This window comes from Nitrobacter vulgaris, assembly GCF_031453995.1.
In the GTDB taxonomy this organism is placed as follows: domain Bacteria; phylum Pseudomonadota; class Alphaproteobacteria; order Rhizobiales; family Xanthobacteraceae; genus Nitrobacter; species Nitrobacter vulgaris.
In genome coordinates, this window is the sequence record NZ_JAVDPZ010000008.1 from 41719 (window position 1) to 60596 (window position 18878).

The window sequence follows — 18878 nt, forward strand, 5'->3', positions numbered from 1 at the left end:
CTGGCGATTTCGTCCGCCAATACGAAGTTCGAAACTACCTGGCTTCAAGAGTGCGTCTCAGCCGTTGTCCGGCCCGGGGAGCAATTTTGCACGCTGGTCGAAGAGCATTCCCCCGATGAGCCGGTTGACCTCGTCAGGATCCGCTCCGTCCTTGATCAGCTTTCGTCTCAAGGCGTGGGCTTTGTCGAGGTTGCCAAGCTTTTTCTCAATTACCGATTGTTGCTTGTCTTCAGCTTTTGTTTTTTCCTGATCGGCCATCGCTCGTCGTCTCTGGTTGTCATGGTAGAACAACGCTCGCGACAAGACCCAGTCCGCGGATTTTTTCGAGATGTTTTCGAAAGATCCGAGGACATCGAAGAGATTTTCATGGGCGATGCTTTTAACTTCCCCGCCGTATTCGGAGACGTACATATGTGCGGCGGATGGCCCGTGCTCAAAACTCAAACAAGCCAGATAAAACAACTCTAGAATGACTGCATTCAACTCCAGATCGATTGAGGTCAAATGACCAAACTCGGTGGTTTTGGTATTGGACTTCAGCAAGACTTGCGTCATGTGGTTCCCTTAGCTTGAACTACAGATCCAGCACCAATCGCGCCGGGTCTTCCAGCGATTCCTTGACGCGCACGAGGAAGGTCACGGCCTCCTTGCCGTCGATGACGCGGTGGTCGTAGGAGAGCGCCAGATACATCATCGGGCGGATGTCCACCTTGCCGTCGATCGCCACCGGCCGCTCCTGAATTTTGTGCATGCCAAGGATGCCGGCCTGCGGCGCGTTCAGGATCGGCGTCGACATCAGCGAGCCGTAGATGCCGCCGTTGGTGATGGTGAAGGTGCCGCCCTGCATCTCCTCGATTTTGAGCTGGCCGTCGCGGGCGCGGCGACCGTAGTCAGCGATGCTTTTCTCGATGTCGGCGATCGATTTGTGATCGCAGTCGCGCACGACAGGCACCACCAGGCCCTTGTCGGTGCCGACGGCGACTCCAATGTGATAGTAGTTCTTGTAGATCAGGTCGCTACCGTCGATTTCGGCGTTGACGGCCGGAATGTCCTTCAACGCCTGGACGATGGCTTTGGTAAAGAAGCCCATGAAGCCGAGCTTCGCGCCGTGCTTTTTCTCAAACGCGTCCTTGTAGTGCGTACGCAGCGCCATGACGCCGGTCATGTCGACCTCGTTGAAGGTCGTCAGTATCGCGGCGGTGTTCTGCACCTCCTTGAGGCGGCGCGCGATGGTCTGGCGTAGCCGCGTCATCTTCACGCGTTCCTCGCGCGAGGCGTCATTCGGAGGAGAGGGCGCGCGCGCCTGCATGGTGGCAGCCGGCTGGTGGACCGAGGTCGGGGCGGAGGCCGCCTTTTCGATCGCCGCCAGCATATCGCTTTTGGTGATGCGGCCGTCCTTGCCGGAGCCCGGAACGGTCGAGGCGTCGATGCCGCTCTCGGCGGAGAGTTTACGCACCGAGGGGGCGAGCGGGGCATCAGCCGGCGCTGCGGTGCCCGGCCTGGGTTGCGGCTCCTCCGGGCCTGCGTTGATCGGTTTCGTGGTGTCGGACTTAAGGTCCGGCCGCCCGGTTGTTCTTTCGGCGGCGATGCCTTGCGCCTTGGCCGCCGCTGGTTTTGCCGACGCGCTGCCATCGGTTATCTGTCCAAGCAGCGCGCCGACGGCAACCGTCTCGCCCTCCTTGGCGACGAGCTCGGCGAGCGTGCCGGCGGAGGGCGCGGGCACTTCGATAGTCACCTTGTCGGTCTCGAGCTCGACGAGCGGCTCGTCGACGGATACGGCGTCGCCGGGCTTCTTGAACCATTTTCCGATGGTTGCCTCGGTCACCGATTCGCCGAGCGTCGGAACGCGTATCTCGGTCATGGTTCTCTTCCTTTCGTCATAGCCGACGTGTCCCGAAAAGACAGCAGTATGGATGCCAGAAAACATCCGCAACAAGTGGGCTTCGCGTTTCAGTCCGACATGACTGTTCGTGTCAGTTCAGCGCCTCGTCGATGAACGCCTTGAGTTGCGCAAGGTGCTTCGACATCAATCCGGTCGCGGTGGCTGCAGCTGCGGCGCGGCCGGCATAACGCAGGCGTTTGTTGGATGCGCCGATCTGGTTGAGAACCCATTCGAGGTAAGGCTGGATGAAGTGCCATGCGCCCATATTGCGCGGTTCTTCCTGGCACCAGACGATCTCTGCGTTCTTGAAACTGCCGAGGACGTGCACCAGCGCCTTCAGCGGAACGGGATACAATTGTTCGATCCGCATCAGGTACACATCGTTGATGTTGCGCTTCTCGCGTTCCTCGTAGAGATCGTAGTAGACCTTGCCGGAGCACAGCACCACGCGACGAATTTTGTCGTCGTTCACCAGCCTGATCCTTTGCTCCGGCGGCATTGCCGCGTCGTCGTAAAGGATACGATGGAATCCGGTGTCGGCGCCGAGTTCGTCGAGACGCGATACCGCCCGCTTGTGACGCAGCAGCGACTTCGGCGTCATCATGATCAGAGGCTTGCGGATCTGGCGTTTCAATTGGCGGCGCAGCGCATGAAAATGGTTGGCCGGCGTAGTGATATTGACGACCTGCATGTTGTCTTCCGCGCACATCTGCAGGAACCGCTCCAGCCGCGCCGACGAATGCTCCGGTCCCTGGCCCTCATAGCCGTGGGGCAGCATGCAAACGAGACCTGACATGCGCAGCCACTTGCGTTCACCAGAGGAGATGAACTGGTCGAACACCACCTGCGCTCCGTTGGCGAAGTCGCCGAACTGTGCTTCCCACATCGTAAGCGTGTTCGGCTCCGCGAGCGAATAGCCATACTCGAAACCGAGCACAGCTTCTTCCGACAGCAGCGAGTTGATGACCTCGTAGCTGCCCTGGTTCTTGCCGAGATGATTGAACGGCGTGTATCGACTCTCGTCTTCCTGATCGAACAGCACCGAATGCCGCTGCGAGAAGGTGCCACGCTCGCTGTCCTGGCCGGACAGGCGGACGTTGTGGCCCTCCAGCATCAGCGTGCATAAGGCCAGCGCCTCGGCCGTCGCCCAGTCGAGGTCGACGCCGCTCTCGATCGCCTTGGCGCGATTATCGAGAAAGCGCTGCACCGTGCGATGCACCCGGAAACCGTCCGGCACCTGCGTGATGTCGCGGCCGATCTCCTTCAGCGTCTCGATGGCAGCGCCGGTGACGCCACGGCGCGGCTCCTCGTTCTGATCGGCGAGCTTGAAGCCGGCCCACTTGCCGTCGAGCCAGTCGGCCTTGTTCGGCTTGTAGCCGGTGCCGGCCTCGAATTCAGCGTCCAGCCGTGCGCGCCAGTCGGCTTTCAGCTTTTCGATCTCGCCATCGGTTATGACGCCTTCAGTGGTCAGCCGCTTGGCGTAAAGTTCGAGCGTCGAGGGGTGCGCTGCGATCTTCTTGTACATCGTCGGATTGGTAAACGAGGGCTCGTCGCCTTCGTTGTGACCGTGGCGGCGATAGCAGAACATGTCGATTACGACCGGCTTGTGGAATTTCTGCCGGAATTCGACCGCGACCTTCGCAGCGAACACCACGGCTTCCGGATCGTCGCCATTGACGTGGAAGATCGGCGCGTCGATCATCTTCGCGACGTCGGACGGATAAGGGGATGAGCGCGAGTAGCGCGGATAGGTGGTGAAGCCGATCTGGTTGTTGACAATGAAGTGGATCGAGCCCCCGGTGCGGTAGCCCTTGAGGTCCGACAGGGCGAAGCATTCCGCCACCACGCCCTGTCCCGCGAATGCGGCGTCGCCGTGCATCAATAGCGGCAGCACGGAGTTGCGCTGTTCGGGAGGATCGCCGTGCTGGTCCTGCTTGGCGCGCACCTTGCCGAGCACCACCGGGTCCACGATTTCCAGGTGCGAGGGATTGGCGGTCAGCGACAGGTGTATCCGGTTGCTGTCGAACTCGCGGTCGCTCGAGGCGCCGAGGTGATACTTGACGTCGCCGGAGCCTTCGACCGCCTCCGGATTCACCGAGCCGCCTTTGAACTCATGGAACAGGGCGCGATGAGGTTTGCCCATCACCTGTGTCAGCACGTTCAGCCGTCCGCGGTGCGGCATGCCGATCACGATTTCCTTCACGCCGAGATTGCCGCCGCGCTTGATGATCTGCTCAAGCGCCGGGATCAGCGATTCGCCGCCGTCGAGACCGAAGCGCTTGGTTCCCGTGAACTTGACATCGCAGAACTTCTCAAAACCCTCGGCCTCGATGAGCTTGGTCAGGATGGCGCGCCGGCCTTCCGGCGTGAAGCTGATCTCCTTGTCCGGCCCCTCGATGCGCTCTTGAATCCAGCCTTTCTGCTCGGCGTTCGAAATGTGCATGAACTCGACGCCCAGCGTCTGGCAGTAAGTGCGCCGGCAGATCGCCACGATCTCGCGCAGGGTGCCGTATTCGAGCCCAAGAACGTGGTCGAGGAAGATCTTGCGATCCATGTCGGCTTCGGTGAAGCCGTAGGCACGTGGATCGAGTTCTTCGTGATCGCGCGCAGGTTCGAGACCGAGCGGGTCGAGCCTGGCATGAAAGTGCCCTCGCATGCGGTAAGCGCGGATCAGCATCAGCGCGCGCACCGAATCGCGCGTAGCCTGAGTGACGTCGGCGCCGGCGAGCGCCGAAGGTTTCGCTGTCGTCCTCTCCTGCACCCTGGCGTCCACGGTCTTTTCGAGCCGAGCCCAGTTGCCGTCGAGCGCTGAGGTGAGGTCGTCCTGGGGAGCTGGCGGCCAGTTGGCCCTCGCCCAGGATGGGCCTTCCGCGTTCTTTTCGACGTCCTGCGGAGGATCCTTCAGACTTTTGAAGAATTCCTGCCACTCGGGATCGACCGAACCGGGGTCTTTTTCATAGCGGGCGTAGAGTCCGTCGATGTAGCTGGCATTCGCGCCCTGCAAGAACGAGGAAAGGGCAAATGCGGCGTTCGCATCCTGGCGAGACATATCGCGTCCTGACGATTTCGGTCATGGCGTAACAGACGGCGCACGCGTTTTTGCCAGGGAGAACAGCCTTTCTCCGGCAAGATCAGCGCGAATTTAAACGTTATCCTATTTATGAGGGAACTTCCCGCCGAAAAGACCAAGACCTGAATCAAGACTTCAACTTTTCGACAAGAGTTTTTCCCAGTCGCGCCGGAGACGGGGAGACGAAGATGCCGGCCGCCTCCATGGCTGCGGTCTTGGATGCGGCGTCGCCCTTGCCGCCGGAAATGATCGCGCCGGCATGGCCCATGCGGCGGCCGGGAGGCGCGGTGACGCCGGCGATAAAGCCGACCACAGGCTTCTTGCGGCCGCGTTTGGCCTCATCGATCAGGAACTGGGCGGCGTCTTCCTCGGCCGAACCGCCGATCTCGCCGATCATCACGATCGAAGTGGTCTTGGGATCGGCCAGGAACATTTCCAGCACGTCGATGAACTCGGTGCCCTTGACCGGGTCGCCGCCGATACCAACCGCGGTGGTTTGGCCGAGGCCTTCCTGGCTGGTCTGGAATACCGCTTCGTAGGTCAGCGTGCCGGAGCGGGAGACGATGCCGACATGGCCCGGCTTGAAAATGTTCGCGGGCATGATGCCGATCTTGCATTCGCCCGCCGTCACAACGCCCGGGCAATTCGGCCCTATGAGCCGGGACTTCGATCCCGATAGCGAACGCCTGACCCGCACCATATCCAGCACCGGAATGCCCTCGGTGATGCAGACGATCAGCGGGATTTCGCTGTCGATCGCCTCGCAGATCGCGTCTGCTGCGCCGGCCGGCGGCACGTAGATCACGCTGGCGTCGGCGCCGGTCGCCTCGCGCGCTTCGCGGACGGTGTCGAACACCGGCAGGCCGAGATGGGTCTGTCCGCCTTTGCCCGGCGAGGTGCCGCCGACCATTTTCGTGCCGTAGGCGATCGCGGCCTCGGAGTGAAACGTGCCGTTCTTGCCGGTGAAGCCCTGCGTAATGACGCGGGTGTTCTTGTCGATCAGAACGGACATTTACGCGACCCCTTTCACGGCCTTGACGATCTTCTGCGCGGCGTCGTCGAGATCGTCGGCGGGCAGAACGTTGAGGCCGGACTCGCGGATGATGGTCTTGCCGGCGTCGACGTTGGTGCCTTCGAGGCGAACCACTAGCGGGACGTTGAGGCCGACCTGCTTTACCGCGGCGACAACGCCATCGGCGATGACGTCGCATTTCATGATGCCGCCGAAGATATTGACCAGGATGCCCTTCACGTTCGGATCTGCGGTGATGATCTTGAAGGCGGCTGCGACCTTGTCCTTGGAGGCGCCGCCGCCAACGTCGAGAAAGTTTGCGGGCGACATGCCGTAGAGTTTAATGATGTCCATGGTCGCCATCGCAAGGCCCGCGCCATTGACCATGCAGCCGATCTGGCCGTCGAGCGCGACGTAGCTCAGATCGAACCTCGACGCCTCGATCTCCTTGGCGTCTTCCTCGTTCTCGTCGCGCAGCGCCACCACATCGGAATGGCGGTATAGCGCGTTGCTGTCGAACGATACCTTGGCATCGAGCACGCGCAGTTCGCCTTGCCTCGTGACGACGAGCGGATTGATCTCCAGCATCGCCATGTCTTTGGCGATGAAGGCATTATAAAGCTGCGCCACCAGCTTCTCCGCCTGCTTGCCGAGATCGCCGCGCAGTCCCAGCGCCTTGGCGACGGTACGGCCGTGATGGCCCATCACCCCTGTGACGGGATCGACCGAGAGGGTCACGATTTTTTCCGGGGTTTTGTGTGCGACGTCCTCGATGTTCACCCCGCCTTCGGTGGAGACCACGAACGAAACTCTGGACGTTTCGCGGTCGACCAGTGCCGAGAGATAGAACTCCTTGTCGATGTCGAAGCCTTCCTCGATGTAAAGACGGTTGACCTGCTTGCCGACAGGACCGGTCTGCAAAGTCACCAGCGTCGCGCCGAGCATCTGGCCGGCAAACTGCTTCACCTCGTCGATCGATCTGGCGAGACGGACGCCACCTTTGTCGCCGGCGGAGCCTTCCTTGAACCTGCCCTTGCCGCGGCCGCCCGCGTGAATCTGGCTTTTGACCACCCAAACCGGACCATCGAGCGTTTTAGCCGCCGCCTCCGCTTCCGATGCCTTCAGCACCGCAACCCCTCGCGAGACCGGCACGCCAAACTCCCGCAGCAACGCCTTGGCCTGATATTCGTGGATGTTCATCTGGATGGTCTCCGACCCGCGGGAAGGACAATTTTGGCAGGAACAATTTTGACCATTTCCGCCGGCCAAGATATGCCCGCCGGAGGGTCGAGGTGGGCAGTCACCTCACGATGGCCTTGCCAGCAGTGAGTTGCCGCATCTGAATTTCGCAATACTGGCCGCACGCGTATCCGTTCCGAACGATACCGAATGGCAGTGGCCGATCAGCCGTCAAGCAGATCGGGCGCGATCTTTTTGCAGGCATCGACGAGTCCCCGAACCGCAGCGACCGATTTGTCGAAGGCTTCCCGGTCCTTGCCCGCCAGTTCAATCTCGACAATGCGCTCGACACCCTTGGCGCCGATCACCACGGGTACTCCGACATACATGTCATCCACGCCGAATTCGCCGTTGAGATAGGCGGCGCAAGGCAGCACACGTTTCTTGTCCCGCAGGAAACTTTCCGCCATCGCGATTGCGGAGGCGGCTGGGGCATAGAACGCCGAGCCGGTCTTGAGCAGATTGACGATCTCGGCGCCGCCGTTGCGGGTACGATCCACGATCTCATCGATGCGGGCCTGTGAGGTCCAACCCATTTTGACGAGGTCCGGCAGCGGAATGCCCGCCACTGTCGAGTACTTCACCAACGGCACCATGCTGTCGCCGTGACCGCCAAGCACGAAGGCTGTCACGTCTTCGACCGAGACGTCGAATTCATCTGCGAGAAAATAGCGGAAGCGTGAGGAGTCCAGCACGCCGGCCATGCCGACTACCTTCTTCGCGGGCAGGTTAGATGCTTTCTGAAGTGCCCACACCATGGCGTCGAGCGGATTGGTGATGCAGATGACGAAGGCATCGGGCGCGTATTTCTTGATGCCGGCGCCGACCTGCTCCATCACCTTGAGATTGATACCGAGCAGATCGTCGCGGCTCATGCCCGGCTTGCGCGGGACACCGGCGGTGACGATGCAGACGCTGGCGCCTTCGAGCGCTTCATAGGAATTGGTGCCGGTCAGCCTGGCGTCGAAGCCATCCACCGGAGAGGACTGGGCGATATCGAGCGATTTGCCCTGCGGAACGCCCTCCGCGATATCGAACATCACGACGTCGCCAAGTTCTTTCAGTCCGATGAGATGAGCGAGCGTTCCTCCGATCTGACCAGAGCCGATCAAGCCAATCTTGTCGCGCGCCATGGAAATTTTGTCCTTTGATGACAAAGAGCAGGGAAGGGAGAATATCGACGGATCGTGGTTAGACCTTTCGTGGGACCTGTTCAAGCGTCGCAACGTGCAACGTCAAGTCTCCACCAGGCCGGTGGCTGTTCCGCTGGCGAGGGAATCGCTGCGACCATGGGCCCTCGCCAGATAGGAGTCCGAGTTCATCTCGATCAGACGCGAGGAGGTGCGTTTGAATTCATTCGCCTCGAAGCCGTCGTTGGCGCGATAGAGCGAAAGCTGATCGCTATCGCTCGACGCCATCAGTTTCACGCCGTTGTCATACAGCGTGTCGATTAGGGCGATGAACCGCTTGGCGGCGTCGCGGTCGTCATAGTCCATCACCGGGATGTGGTCGATCATAAGAGTGTGATAGTCGCGCGCGAGCCGGAGATAGTCGGGCGCCGCAAGTGGCTGCTCGCAGAGATCGGCAAACGAAAACCGGGCCACGCCGTGGGCCGAGCATGGCACGTGCAGAAGGCGGCCCTTGATCGCGATGTCACGCGGCTCGCAGGGCGCGCCGCCGGTCATGAGCGTCCAGGCTCTGTCGAGCGCCGCCTCAGCCTCGGCGTTGGCGGGTGTCAGCCACATCTTGACGCTGGCGAGTTTCTCCATGCGGAAATCAGTGCGGGCGTCGAGACGCAGAACGTCCATACGCTCCTCGATCTGCGCAATGAACGGCAGGAACAGCACGCGATTGAGACCCCCTTCGTAGAGGTTCTCAGGAGGGACGTTTGATGTCGCCACCACGACGGTACCGAGTTCGAACAGCAGCGCGAACAGACGGCCCAGGATCATGGCGTCGGCGATATCGGTGACATGAAATTCGTCGAAGCACAAAAGCCATGCCTGCTCGAAGATAGATGTCGCGGTGAGCTGAACGGCGTCGGCGTCGGCCATCTCACCTCGCGCGATGCTTTGGCGAAAAGCAAAGATGCGCTCATGCACGTCTGTCATGAACTCATGAAAATGGACCCGGCGTTTGTGGGCGACCCGGCTCTCCTGGAAAAACAGGTCCATCAGCATGGTTTTGCCGCGTCCGACGTCACCATGGATATAAAGTCCCTTCGGCGGAGGTTCGTCGTCGGAATGGAACAATTTGTCGAGGAAGCCCGATTTGCCCGCGGGCTTGTAGGTCATGAGCCGCTCGTCCAGCGCGGCAAGTGCTTCCACCGCCCGCGCCTGCGCGGAGTCCGCCTCGATCGCGCCTGACGTGACGAGGGCCTGATAGTGATTCCGGAACGATGTGGGTGACACCGAAAGCATCGGTCGGTTTTCGACTCCTGAGGGACGGAAATACAAGTCGTGGTGAAGATCTTGTGAATCGGCGGTCACGCGCTGAGCGCGTAGGAGTCCTCGACAACGTAAGGGCCGCCGCCGACCGAGGCACGCGAGGAGAACAGCACGAAGCGCTCGGCGGTGAATACCTTGGACGGGAAATAGCCGCGCACCGACAGATAGTTCGCGACGTCGTGGTTGGATGCGTCGCGCAAGCGGGCCAGCGTGACGTGGGGCGTGAACTTGCGGCCCTCGGGATCCAGCCCGCAGCGCCGCATCAGCCGTTCAAGTTCGGCTTGCAATTCGACCAGCGGCGCGCTCGGCTCCACCGAGGCGACGACGGCACGTGGTTTCTTGCCGCCGAAACTCGACAATCCCCGCAGCGTCACGTCGAACGGTTTGCGGTTGATCCGGGGCAGCACCGACGCGATCTCGTTGGCGGAGGCGCCGTCGATATCGCCGATGAAGCGGAGCGTGAGATGGTAGTTTTCGGGGTCGATCCAGCGGGCGCCCGGCAGACCGCCGCGCAAATCGGACAGCGTGCGGCTGATATCGGACGGTATTTCCAGCCCGGTGAACAAACGCGGCATCGCAAAACCCTCGATGCAAGCCTCGAAATCAATCTGGCGACGAATCACCAGTAGCTATTTTTACCGTAGTTCTGTGACCGTGCGAAGCGCGCGGCCGCATGGCGGGTAATTCCTTGCGAGAGCGGGCGCTCACTTGGTTGTCAGTCTTTCTGCTCACGGATAGCGCGGACAAAGGCCTCAACCGTGGGCAGGATATGTTCGACGATAATTGCCACGCCCGCGGCGGTCGGGTGCATGCCGTCGGCCTGATTGAGCCTTGTGTTCGCCGCGACTTTGTCGAGGAAGAACGGATAAAGCGGCACGTCGTATTTCTTGGCGAGATCGGGAAATATTGCATTGAATTGCGCGGCGTACTCGGCGCCGTAATTCGGCGGCGCGACCATGCCGCATAGCAGGACCGCGACATGGCGCGCCTTGAGGCGCTTCAGGATGTCCTCCAGTGCGGCGCGCGTCACTTTGGGATCAATGCCGCGCAGGGCATCGTTTGCGCCGAGTTCAAGGATCACGCCCTGCGTGCCGGTAGGCACTGACCAGTCGAGCCTGTCGAGACCGCCGGACGCGGTATCGCCGGAGACGCCGGCATTGCCGATCGTGACGTTCAGGCCCTTGTCTTTCAACGATTTTTCCAATTGTGCTGGAAATGCGGCGGCGGCCGGGAGTCCGAGGCCGGCGCTTAAGGAGTCGCCGAGCACCACGATCTTGGCGGGGCCATTGGCCGTTTCATCGGCCGCCTGGGCAGGCACTGCCATGGCGATGCCAGCGCCAAGTAGAATCCACGCAAAGGCGCGCATCAACCTCTCGACCGCCGTAAAAGAAATGCCATATGAGCCAGCGTGGTGGTTCAGACGATCTCTCTCATTTTGCTGCGAGTCCTCTAGAGACCTTCTGAACCAAACCACTTTGGAATAATAAGTTTCTAGTGTCCTTCTGAATCCGAAGTTCGCTCGGAACGGTCCGGCGGGGCAGGCGAACTTCGGATTCAGGACACTAGGCATGGACAGTCTCATCGAACCCTCGTTACCGGCCAGTCATTCCCAAAATCTCAGGCCGGACGCCATCACCATTTCCAATGTCAATCTCACACTCGGTAGCGGCGCGGCGCGTGTCCATATTCTGAAAGACATCAGTCTCCGCATTGGCCGTGCCGAAGCGATCGGTTTGATTGGGCCGTCCGGGTCGGGGAAATCCACCCTGCTCATGGTCATGGCGGGGCTGGAACGTCCCGACCGCGGAGAAGTGGTTGTCGATGGCACTCATTTCAATGCTCTCGACGAAGACGGTCTGGCGCGATTTCGCGGACGTCACGTCGGCATCGTGTTTCAGTCCTTTCATCTGATCCCGACCATGACGGCGCTGGAGAATGTCGCCGTGCCGCTCGAACTCGCTGGCGCGCCGAACGCATCGGCGCGCGCAGCGAGCGAGCTGGATGCGGTCGGTCTCGGCGCGCGGCTGCATCATTATCCGACGCAGCTCTCGGGTGGCGAGCAGCAACGCGTGGCGCTGGCACGGGCGTTCGCGCCTGATCCGGCAATTCTCGTCGCCGACGAGCCGACCGGCAATCTGGATGAGGTGACCGGCCAGCAGATCGTCGATCTCCTGTTCGCCAAGCATGCCGAGCGCGGTATGACGCTGGTGCTGGTGACTCATGATAGCGCACTCGCGCAACGCTGCGACCGCGTGGTGAAGCTACGCTCGGGACGTATCGACGAGGCAGGTCGATGACTCATCAGCCATCATTGGGGATCTGCGGTAGGCTAAAAACACGTCATCGGTGCGCCCGGTCCGTGTTCATGGACTCCAGAACCGCGCGCTTCTTTCGCACTCGTGAATGCACAATGGCGCTTCGCGCATGACGACAAACAGGACCCGCGGGCTGCTTCTTCCACTGCGTTTGGCGTTGCGCGAACTGCGCAGCGGGCTGCGTGGCTTCTATGTCTTCATCGCCTGCATCGCGCTCGGCGTCATGACGATTGCCGGCGTCGGTTCCGTGGCATCCAGTCTGTCGGATGGGCTGGCGCGCGAGGGCCGCACGCTGCTTGGCGGCGATGTTTCGTTTTCGTTGATCCAGCGCGAGGCGAAGCCGGACGAGATCGCCTTCCTGCGTGCGCGAGGAACGGTCTCGGTGGCGGCGACGCTGCGCGCGATGGCGCGCGCGACGGACGGCAGGCTGGCGCTGATCGAACTGAAGGCGGTTGATCGGGCCTATCCCATGCTCGGCGCGCTGGCGCTGGAGCCGGACATCCCGATGTCCGATCTGTTCGCCGAACGTGAGGGGGTATTCGGCGCGGCCGTCGACCAGGCTCTCCTGGCGCGACTGGATCTTAAGATTGGCGATCGTCTCACGGTCGGCAGCGCCACCTTCGAGATCCGCAGCGCGGTTGACGCCGAGCCCGACAAACTAGCTGGCGGTCTTGGGCTCGGACCGCGCTTCCTGGTCAGCATTGATGGTTTGCGCGCCGCGGCATTGCTTCAGCCCGGCAGTTTGGTGCGCTGGATTTACCGGGTCCGGCTTGCGGGCAATAGTGCGGATGACAGGGCGGCGACGGCGCTGGCCGATGCCGCGCGGGCGGCGTTGCCGGAGGCAGGCTGGGACATCCGCAGCCGCAACAACGCCTCGCCGCAACTTGAGCGGAGCATCTTGCGGTTTACGCAGTATCTGACGCTGGTCGGGCTTGCCGCCTTGCTGGTGGGGGGCGTCGGCGTCGGCAATGCCGTCAAGAGCCACATCGACCGGCGGCGCGACATCATTGCGACGTTCAAGGCAGTGGGTGCGACCGGACGCGACGTGTTTGCGATCTATCTAACTCAAATCATGGTGCTGGCCGCTCTCGGCTCACTTGCCGGTCTTGTGATCGGTGCGACGCTGCCTTTTATCATTGTCGGCGCGTTCGGCGATCTGCTCCCGCTGCCGGTCGTTCCGGCGTTGCACCCCGATGAATTGGCGTTGTCGGCGGTATATGGCCTGTTGACGGCGTTGGCGTTCGGCATGTGGCCGCTAGCACGGGTTCATGACATTCCGGTTGCGGCCTTGTTTCGCGACACCATTGCTCACGAAGTCCTTCGGCCGAAGACCCGCTACCTTGTCTTGATGATGCTTCTGATCGCAACGTTGGCCGGGATCGCTATTGGTCTAGCCTACGACAAGCGGGTGGCTCTGGTGTTCGTGGCGGCGTCGGCGATCGTGTTTGTGTTGTTGCGCGGCATCGCCTCCGGGTTGATGGCGCTGGCGCGGCGGCTGCCGCGATCCCGGATCACCATGCTGCGGCTTGCGGTTTCAAACATCCATCGTCCGGGAACGTTGACGCCGTCCGTGGTGCTTTCGCTCGGCCTTGGTCTCGCCGTTCTGGTCACGATCACCCAGATCGACGGCAATCTGCGGCGGCAGTTCTTGGCGTCGTTGCCAGAGCGTGCCCCTTCATTGTACTTCATCGATATCCCGTCGTCGGTATCGGATCGGTTCGACGATTTTCTCAAGCGGCTGACTCCGCAGGCGATCGTGGAGGACGTGCCGATGCTGCGCGGGCGCATCGTCGCGGCGCGCGGCGTCAAAGCGGAAGACCTGAAACCCTCCCGCGATGCTCAATGGGTGCTGCATAGTGATCGCGGCCTGACCTACACTGGCGACGTGCCAAAGGGATCGAAGGTCGTAGAGGGCGAGTGGTGGGGGCCGGACTATGACGGGCCGCCGCTGGTGTCGTTTGAGAAGAAGCTCGCCGACGGGCTCGGGCTCAAGATCGGCGACACCGTCGTCGTGAATGTGCTCGGTCGCGACATCACGGCTACCATCAGCAACATGCGCAGCGTGGACTGGCAGAGCCTTGGCATCAATTTCGTGTTGGTGTTCTCGCCCAATGCCTTTCGCGGCGCGCCGCATACCCATATCGCGACCCTGACCGAGATGCATCACGGCGCCGCGGAAGATGCCGCGATCATCAAGGCTGTGGCCGACGCGTTCCCGATGGTGACGAGCGTGCGGGTTCGCGAGGCCCTCGAAACCATCGGGGCGGTCGTTACCAACCTGGTCATGGCGATCCGTGGCGCCAGCGCCGTCACCCTGGTCTCGGCGATCCTCGTCCTTGGCGGTGCGCTGGCGGCCGGCCATCGCCACCGCGTCTATGACGCCGTGATTCTGAAAACCCTCGGCGCCACGAGGTCGCGGCTGCTTGGCGCCTACACGCTCGAATACCTCATGATCGGTGCCGCCACCGCGGTGTTCGGCATGGCGGCTGGTTCGCTTGCCGCGTGGCTGATCGTGACGCGGTTGATGACGCTCGGTTTCGAATGGCAGGCCGGCAGTGCGGCTATCGTGGTAGGTGCCGCACTGATTGTCACAGTCGCGTTAGGACTGGCCGGCACGCTGATGGCACTCAATCAGAAGCCGGCCTCGGTATTGAGGAATTTGTAACAAGATGTAGCGATTTTCATGGCGATCTCCTACCGGGAGCAGGTGGTTGGGGTCCTTGCGAGTTTTTTGCGCATCGCTCCCCTGGGTGAGGCCCCGAGCCTCTATTATCGGAGGGCGACATTCAGCCGCGCATGGAAGCTTGCGGCTAATGTGTTAGTTTCCCACATATGGGTTCGGTAGGACGCTGGTCCTGATGACCAAAAACCAATATCAGCAGGCCATGTATCCGAGACAGATTTGTACTGGTATCTTGCGATGCCAGCTAACCACGGGAATTCGACCATGTCGGACTTAGACCGCAACCATGCCACTCCGTTTGGCCGGACCGCCGGGCGCGTTGATACCGCGGCCGTCGATGCCGGTCTGCGGTCCTATATGCTCAAGATCTACAACTACATGTCGATCGGCCTCGCCATCACTGGCCTGGCCGCGCTTGGCGTCTACATGGCGGCCGTCACCAACGATCCATCGGGCGCAGCCGCTCAGATCGGAAACGCTTACCTGACGCCGTTCGGCTACGCGATGTTTGTGAGCCCGTTGAAGTGGGTTTTCATCCTCGCGCCGCTGGCGATGGTTTTCGTCATCTCCTTTGGCATCAACCGGCTTAAGCCTGCGACCGCGCAGCTGTTGTTCTGGGCGTTCTCGGCGTTGATGGGCCTGTCGCTGTCCTCGATTTTTCTGGTGTATACTCACACCTCGATCGTGCGGGTGTTCTTCATCACTGCGGCCTCGTTCGGCGCGCTGAGCTTGTTCGGCTATACCACCAAGCGTGACATGAGCGGCATGGGCTCATTCCTGCTCATGGGCCTGTTCGGCATCATCATCGCCAGTCTGGTGAATCTCTTCATCGCAAGCTCGGCGTTGCAGTTTGTGGTGTCTGTCGTCGGCGTGCTGGTGTTCGCGGGTCTGACCGCTTACGATACCCAGCGGCTGAAGAATGACTACATCTACGGCTATGCGTCGCAGGGCGGAGAAATCGCGGAACGCGCGGCGATAACCGGCGCGCTGTCGCTCTATCTGAACTTCATCAACCTGTTCACGCTGCTCTTGCAGTTGCTCGGACAGCGCGAGTAGGCATGATTCCGAAAAGCGGTCGTTCGATTTTGGATCAGATCATGCCTCACGGTCATGATCCGGAAAAGTGGTCTTCCGGTTTTCGGATCAGATCATGCCAAAATTGAACGGCCCGATAATCTGATACGCGAAGCCCCGGCCAAGGTCGGGGCTTTTTCTTTGTGCTTTAAGATATCTTCAGGCGTTGGACTCGAACGATATCCGCGTCCGCTTATATGCCCCTCATGCGCCCGCATGACATCCTGATGCTTGATGCCGCCGGATTGTATTGCAAACCTGGCGGCTTCCATATCGATCCGGTACGGCCGGTGGATCGCGCGGTCATCACTCACGGTCATTCCGATCATGCCCGTCCGGGCCACAGGGCGGTGCTGGCGACGCAGGAAACGCTCGACATCATGCGGCTGCGTTACGGCGATGATTTCGCGGGCTCTACGCAGGCGATTTCCTATGGGCAAGAGATCAGGCTGGGCGATGTCTCGATCACGTTTCATCCCGCGGGGCACGTGCTGGGCTCGGCGCAGATCGCGGTCACGCATGGTGGCGTCCGGATCGTCGCCTCCGGCGACTACAAGGACGTGCATGACCCGACCTGCACGCCGTTCGAGGTAGTTCAGTGTGATGTCTTCATCACGGAGGCCACGTTCGGGCTGCCGGTGTTTCGTCATGGCGATCCTGCTTCGGAAGTAGGCAAGCTGCTGGCTTCGGTCGCGCTGTTTCCGGAGCGTGCGCATCTGGTTGGCGCCTATTCACTTGGCAAGGCGCAGCGCGTGATCGCGCTGGTCCGCGATGCCGGTTACGGCGCACCGATCTATCTGCACGGCGCGATGAACAAAGTTACGCACTACTATCAAAGTCGCGGCATCGGGCTTGGTGATCTGAGGCCGGTCAAGGGGATGAAGAAAGCCGATCTTGCCGGCACCATCACCCTCGCGCCGCCCTCGGCTACGGCCGATCTCTGGACCCGGCGATTTCCAGATCCGGTGACGGCGTTTGCGTCAGGCTGGATGCGAGTTCGTGCGCGGGCGCGGCAACGTGGTGCCGAATTGCCGCTGGTCATTTCGGATCATGCCGACTGGGCGGGATTGACCCGCACCATCGCCGCGACAGGTGCGGGTGAGATCTGGGTGACGCATGGCCAGGAAGATGCGCTCGTGCATTGGTGCACGACGCAGGGACTCGTTGCGCGTCCGCTCGCGCTGGTCGGCTATGGTGATGAGGACCTCGAGGAGGAGGAGGTGGTGAGCTTCTCCGGCGGAGAATACGGCTTATGAATCGCTTCGCCGAACTTCTCGACCGCCTCGCCTACGAGCCCGGCCGCAACAACAAGCTGCGGCTGATCACCGCGTATTTTCGCGAAACGCCGGACCCTGATCGCGGCTACGCGCTGGCCGCACTCACCGGCGCATTGTCGTTCAAGCACGCCAAGGCGGGTCTGGTCCGCGACCTGATTGCCGCGCGCGCCGATCCGGTGCTGTTCGCGCTGTCCTATGATTACGTCGGCGATCTTTCCGAGACCGTGGCGCTCATGTGGCCACAACAACAAGCTCTGGATGCTCAATCCGCTCTCTCTTCTGCTGGCGGGAGATGGAACGAGCAGGCGAGTGGCGAAGGTCACATTCGTAAATCACCTTCCCCGACACTCACCGAGGTCGTCACCACGCTGCGCACGCTCGGCAAGGCCGAACTGCCAGCGCAACTTGCACGCTGGCTCGACGAACTGGACGAAACCGGGCGCTGGGCGCTCTTGAAACTTGTCACCGGCGCCATGCGTATCGGCATCTCCGCCAGGCTTGCCAAGACCGCAGCGGCTGCGCTTGGCTGCAAAGACGTTCACGATGTCGAATTGATCTGGCCCGGTCTCGCGCCGCCTTACCTCGATCTATTCGCATGGCTCGAGGGTTGCGGCGACAAACCGGTCAATCGCGACCCCGCGCCGTTTCGACCGGTAATGCTGGCGCACGCGATCGAGGATGCCGATTTTGTGCGTCTGGATGCGGCCGAATTCATTGCCGAGTGGAAATGGGACGGAATCCGGGTGCAGGCGGTGAGCGGTTGCGACGAGCATGGCAATGTCGCGGCGCGGCTCTATTCGCGCACGGGCGAGGACATCACCCACAGTTTTCCCGATTTGCTGCCGTCGCTGCGGCTGGTGGATTCTTCTGGAGTGACGCTTGACGATTCCCGAGAACCGCTTCGCACTTTTCGGCATCAAGCGTTCGCCATCGACGGCGAGTTACTGGTGGTGCGGGATGGACGGGTGCAATCGTTCAACGTTCTGCAACAGAGGCTGAACCGCAAAGCGGTGACGCCCAGGCTGATGAAGGAATTTCCGGTCCATCTGCGAGCTTACGACCTGCTCGACGACGGCGACAACGATCTGCGTGAGTTGCCGTTCGAAGATCGGCGGCGGCGGCTTGTTGATTTCATCGCTGCCCTCGGCGACCCGCGCATCGACCTGTCGCCGCGAGTCCCCTTTACGACCTGGGGCGAATTGGCGGCAGCCCGCGCCGACCCCGCCGCCGCCGGCGCGGATGCCGACGCCATCGAAGGTATCATGCTGAAACGTCGTGACGCGCCATATCTGCCGGGGCGTCCCAAGGGCCTTTGGTGGAAGTGGAAGCGCGATCCGCATATCATCGATGCCGTCCTGATGTATGCGCAGCGCGGCCACGGCAAGCGATCGTCCTATTACTCCGATTACACCTTTGGGGTCTGGACCGGGGGGGAGGAGGGCGAGCAGCTGGTACCCGTCGGCAAGGCCTATTTCGGCTTCACCGATGAGGAATTGCTTCAGATCGACCGTTTCGTCCGCCGCAACACCACCGAGAGTTTCGGCCCGGTGCGCCATGTCTTGCATGAGCCCGATCAGGGGCTGGTGCTGGAAATCGCCTTTGAGGGCTTGCAGCGTTCGGCCCGGCACAAATCAGGAGTGGCGATGCGCTTTCCGCGGATTAACCGACTGCGCTGGGACAAGCCGCCCCGCGAGGCGGATCGGTTGGAGACGCTGGAGCGGATGCTGGTTTCCGAGGCCGCCGCATCAACCGGCGCTAGAGCATGATCCCGAAAAGTGGAAACCGGTTTTCGGGATCATGCTCGATCAAAAAGTTAAGGTTAGAGTCTGATTCAACGCCGTTGAACCAGACTCCAACGGCCATTGACGGCAAAGCGGTG

General features: G+C 61.4%; 14 protein-coding genes. 5 read left to right on the forward strand and 9 right to left on the reverse strand.

Features of this window, described 5'->3' with window-relative positions:
- Positions 1–57 precede the first annotated feature (57 nt).
- The 9 genes from GGQ85_RS06995 to GGQ85_RS07035 form a co-directional block, all read right to left on the reverse strand.
- Positions 58–555 carry a hypothetical protein gene (locus tag GGQ85_RS06995; protein ID WP_309773919.1) on the reverse strand — a complete coding sequence of 166 codons (498 nt, stop codon included), beginning with the start codon at positions 553–555 and terminating at the stop codon, positions 58–60.
- Between the two features lie 19 nt (positions 556–574).
- Positions 575–1861 (reverse strand): 2-oxoglutarate dehydrogenase complex dihydrolipoyllysine-residue succinyltransferase, encoded by a 1287-nt coding sequence (gene odhB, locus GGQ85_RS07000; RefSeq protein ID WP_309773920.1) that lies wholly within the window; start codon positions 1859–1861, stop codon positions 575–577.
- Between the two features lie 112 nt (positions 1862–1973).
- Positions 1974–4931, reverse strand: a complete 2958-nt coding sequence (locus GGQ85_RS07005; RefSeq protein WP_309773921.1) for a 2-oxoglutarate dehydrogenase E1 component — start codon at positions 4929–4931, stop codon at positions 1974–1976.
- Positions 4932–5079: 148 nt separating this feature from the next.
- The gene (gene sucD, locus GGQ85_RS07010) at positions 5080–5964 is read right to left on the reverse strand and encodes a succinate--CoA ligase subunit alpha (protein ID WP_079445580.1); all 885 of its coding nucleotides are present in this window, start codon (positions 5962–5964) and stop codon (positions 5080–5082) included.
- On the reverse strand, positions 5965–7164 hold the full coding sequence (sucC, locus tag GGQ85_RS07015; RefSeq protein WP_309773922.1) for an ADP-forming succinate--CoA ligase subunit beta: 1200 nt from the start codon (positions 7162–7164) through the stop codon (positions 5965–5967). It lies immediately after the preceding gene.
- A gap of 203 nt (positions 7165–7367) precedes the next feature.
- The gene (mdh, locus tag GGQ85_RS07020) at positions 7368–8336 is read right to left on the reverse strand and encodes a malate dehydrogenase (RefSeq protein WP_079445582.1); all 969 of its coding nucleotides are present in this window, start codon (positions 8334–8336) and stop codon (positions 7368–7370) included.
- A gap of 102 nt (positions 8337–8438) precedes the next feature.
- The gene (zapE, locus tag GGQ85_RS07025; protein ID WP_309773923.1) at positions 8439–9623 is read right to left on the reverse strand and encodes a cell division protein ZapE; all 1185 of its coding nucleotides are present in this window, start codon (positions 9621–9623) and stop codon (positions 8439–8441) included.
- A gap of 65 nt (positions 9624–9688) precedes the next feature.
- On the reverse strand, positions 9689–10225 hold the full coding sequence (gene thpR / locus GGQ85_RS07030) for an RNA 2',3'-cyclic phosphodiesterase (protein ID WP_079445621.1): 537 nt from the start codon (positions 10223–10225) through the stop codon (positions 9689–9691).
- Between the two features lie 140 nt (positions 10226–10365).
- Complete coding sequence (locus tag GGQ85_RS07035) at positions 10366–11016, reverse strand: arylesterase (RefSeq protein WP_309773924.1); 651 nt, start codon at positions 11014–11016, stop codon at positions 10366–10368.
- A gap of 202 nt (positions 11017–11218) precedes the next feature.
- On the opposite strand from GGQ85_RS07035, the gene GGQ85_RS07040 reads away from it, so the two are divergent.
- From GGQ85_RS07040 to GGQ85_RS07060, 5 genes are all read left to right on the forward strand, one after another.
- On the forward strand, positions 11219–11947 hold the full coding sequence (locus GGQ85_RS07040; RefSeq protein ID WP_309773925.1) for an ABC transporter ATP-binding protein: 729 nt from the start codon (positions 11219–11221) through the stop codon (positions 11945–11947).
- A gap of 127 nt (positions 11948–12074) precedes the next feature.
- A complete protein-coding gene (locus tag GGQ85_RS07045) occupies positions 12075–14630 on the forward strand; it encodes an ABC transporter permease (RefSeq protein WP_079445622.1) in 2556 nt (851 codons plus the stop codon).
- Positions 14631–14912: 282 nt separating this feature from the next.
- On the forward strand, positions 14913–15704 hold the full coding sequence (locus GGQ85_RS07050) for a Bax inhibitor-1/YccA family protein (protein ID WP_079445586.1): 792 nt from the start codon (positions 14913–14915) through the stop codon (positions 15702–15704).
- Between the two features lie 215 nt (positions 15705–15919).
- Positions 15920–16978, forward strand: coding sequence for a ligase-associated DNA damage response exonuclease (locus tag GGQ85_RS07055; RefSeq protein ID WP_309773926.1), 1059 nt, complete (start codon positions 15920–15922; stop codon positions 16976–16978).
- Complete coding sequence (locus GGQ85_RS07060; RefSeq protein ID WP_309773927.1) at positions 16975–18765, forward strand: ATP-dependent DNA ligase; 1791 nt, start codon at positions 16975–16977, stop codon at positions 18763–18765. Before GGQ85_RS07055 ends, GGQ85_RS07060 begins: the two co-directional genes overlap by 4 nt.
- The last annotated feature ends 113 nt before the right edge of the window (positions 18766–18878 follow it).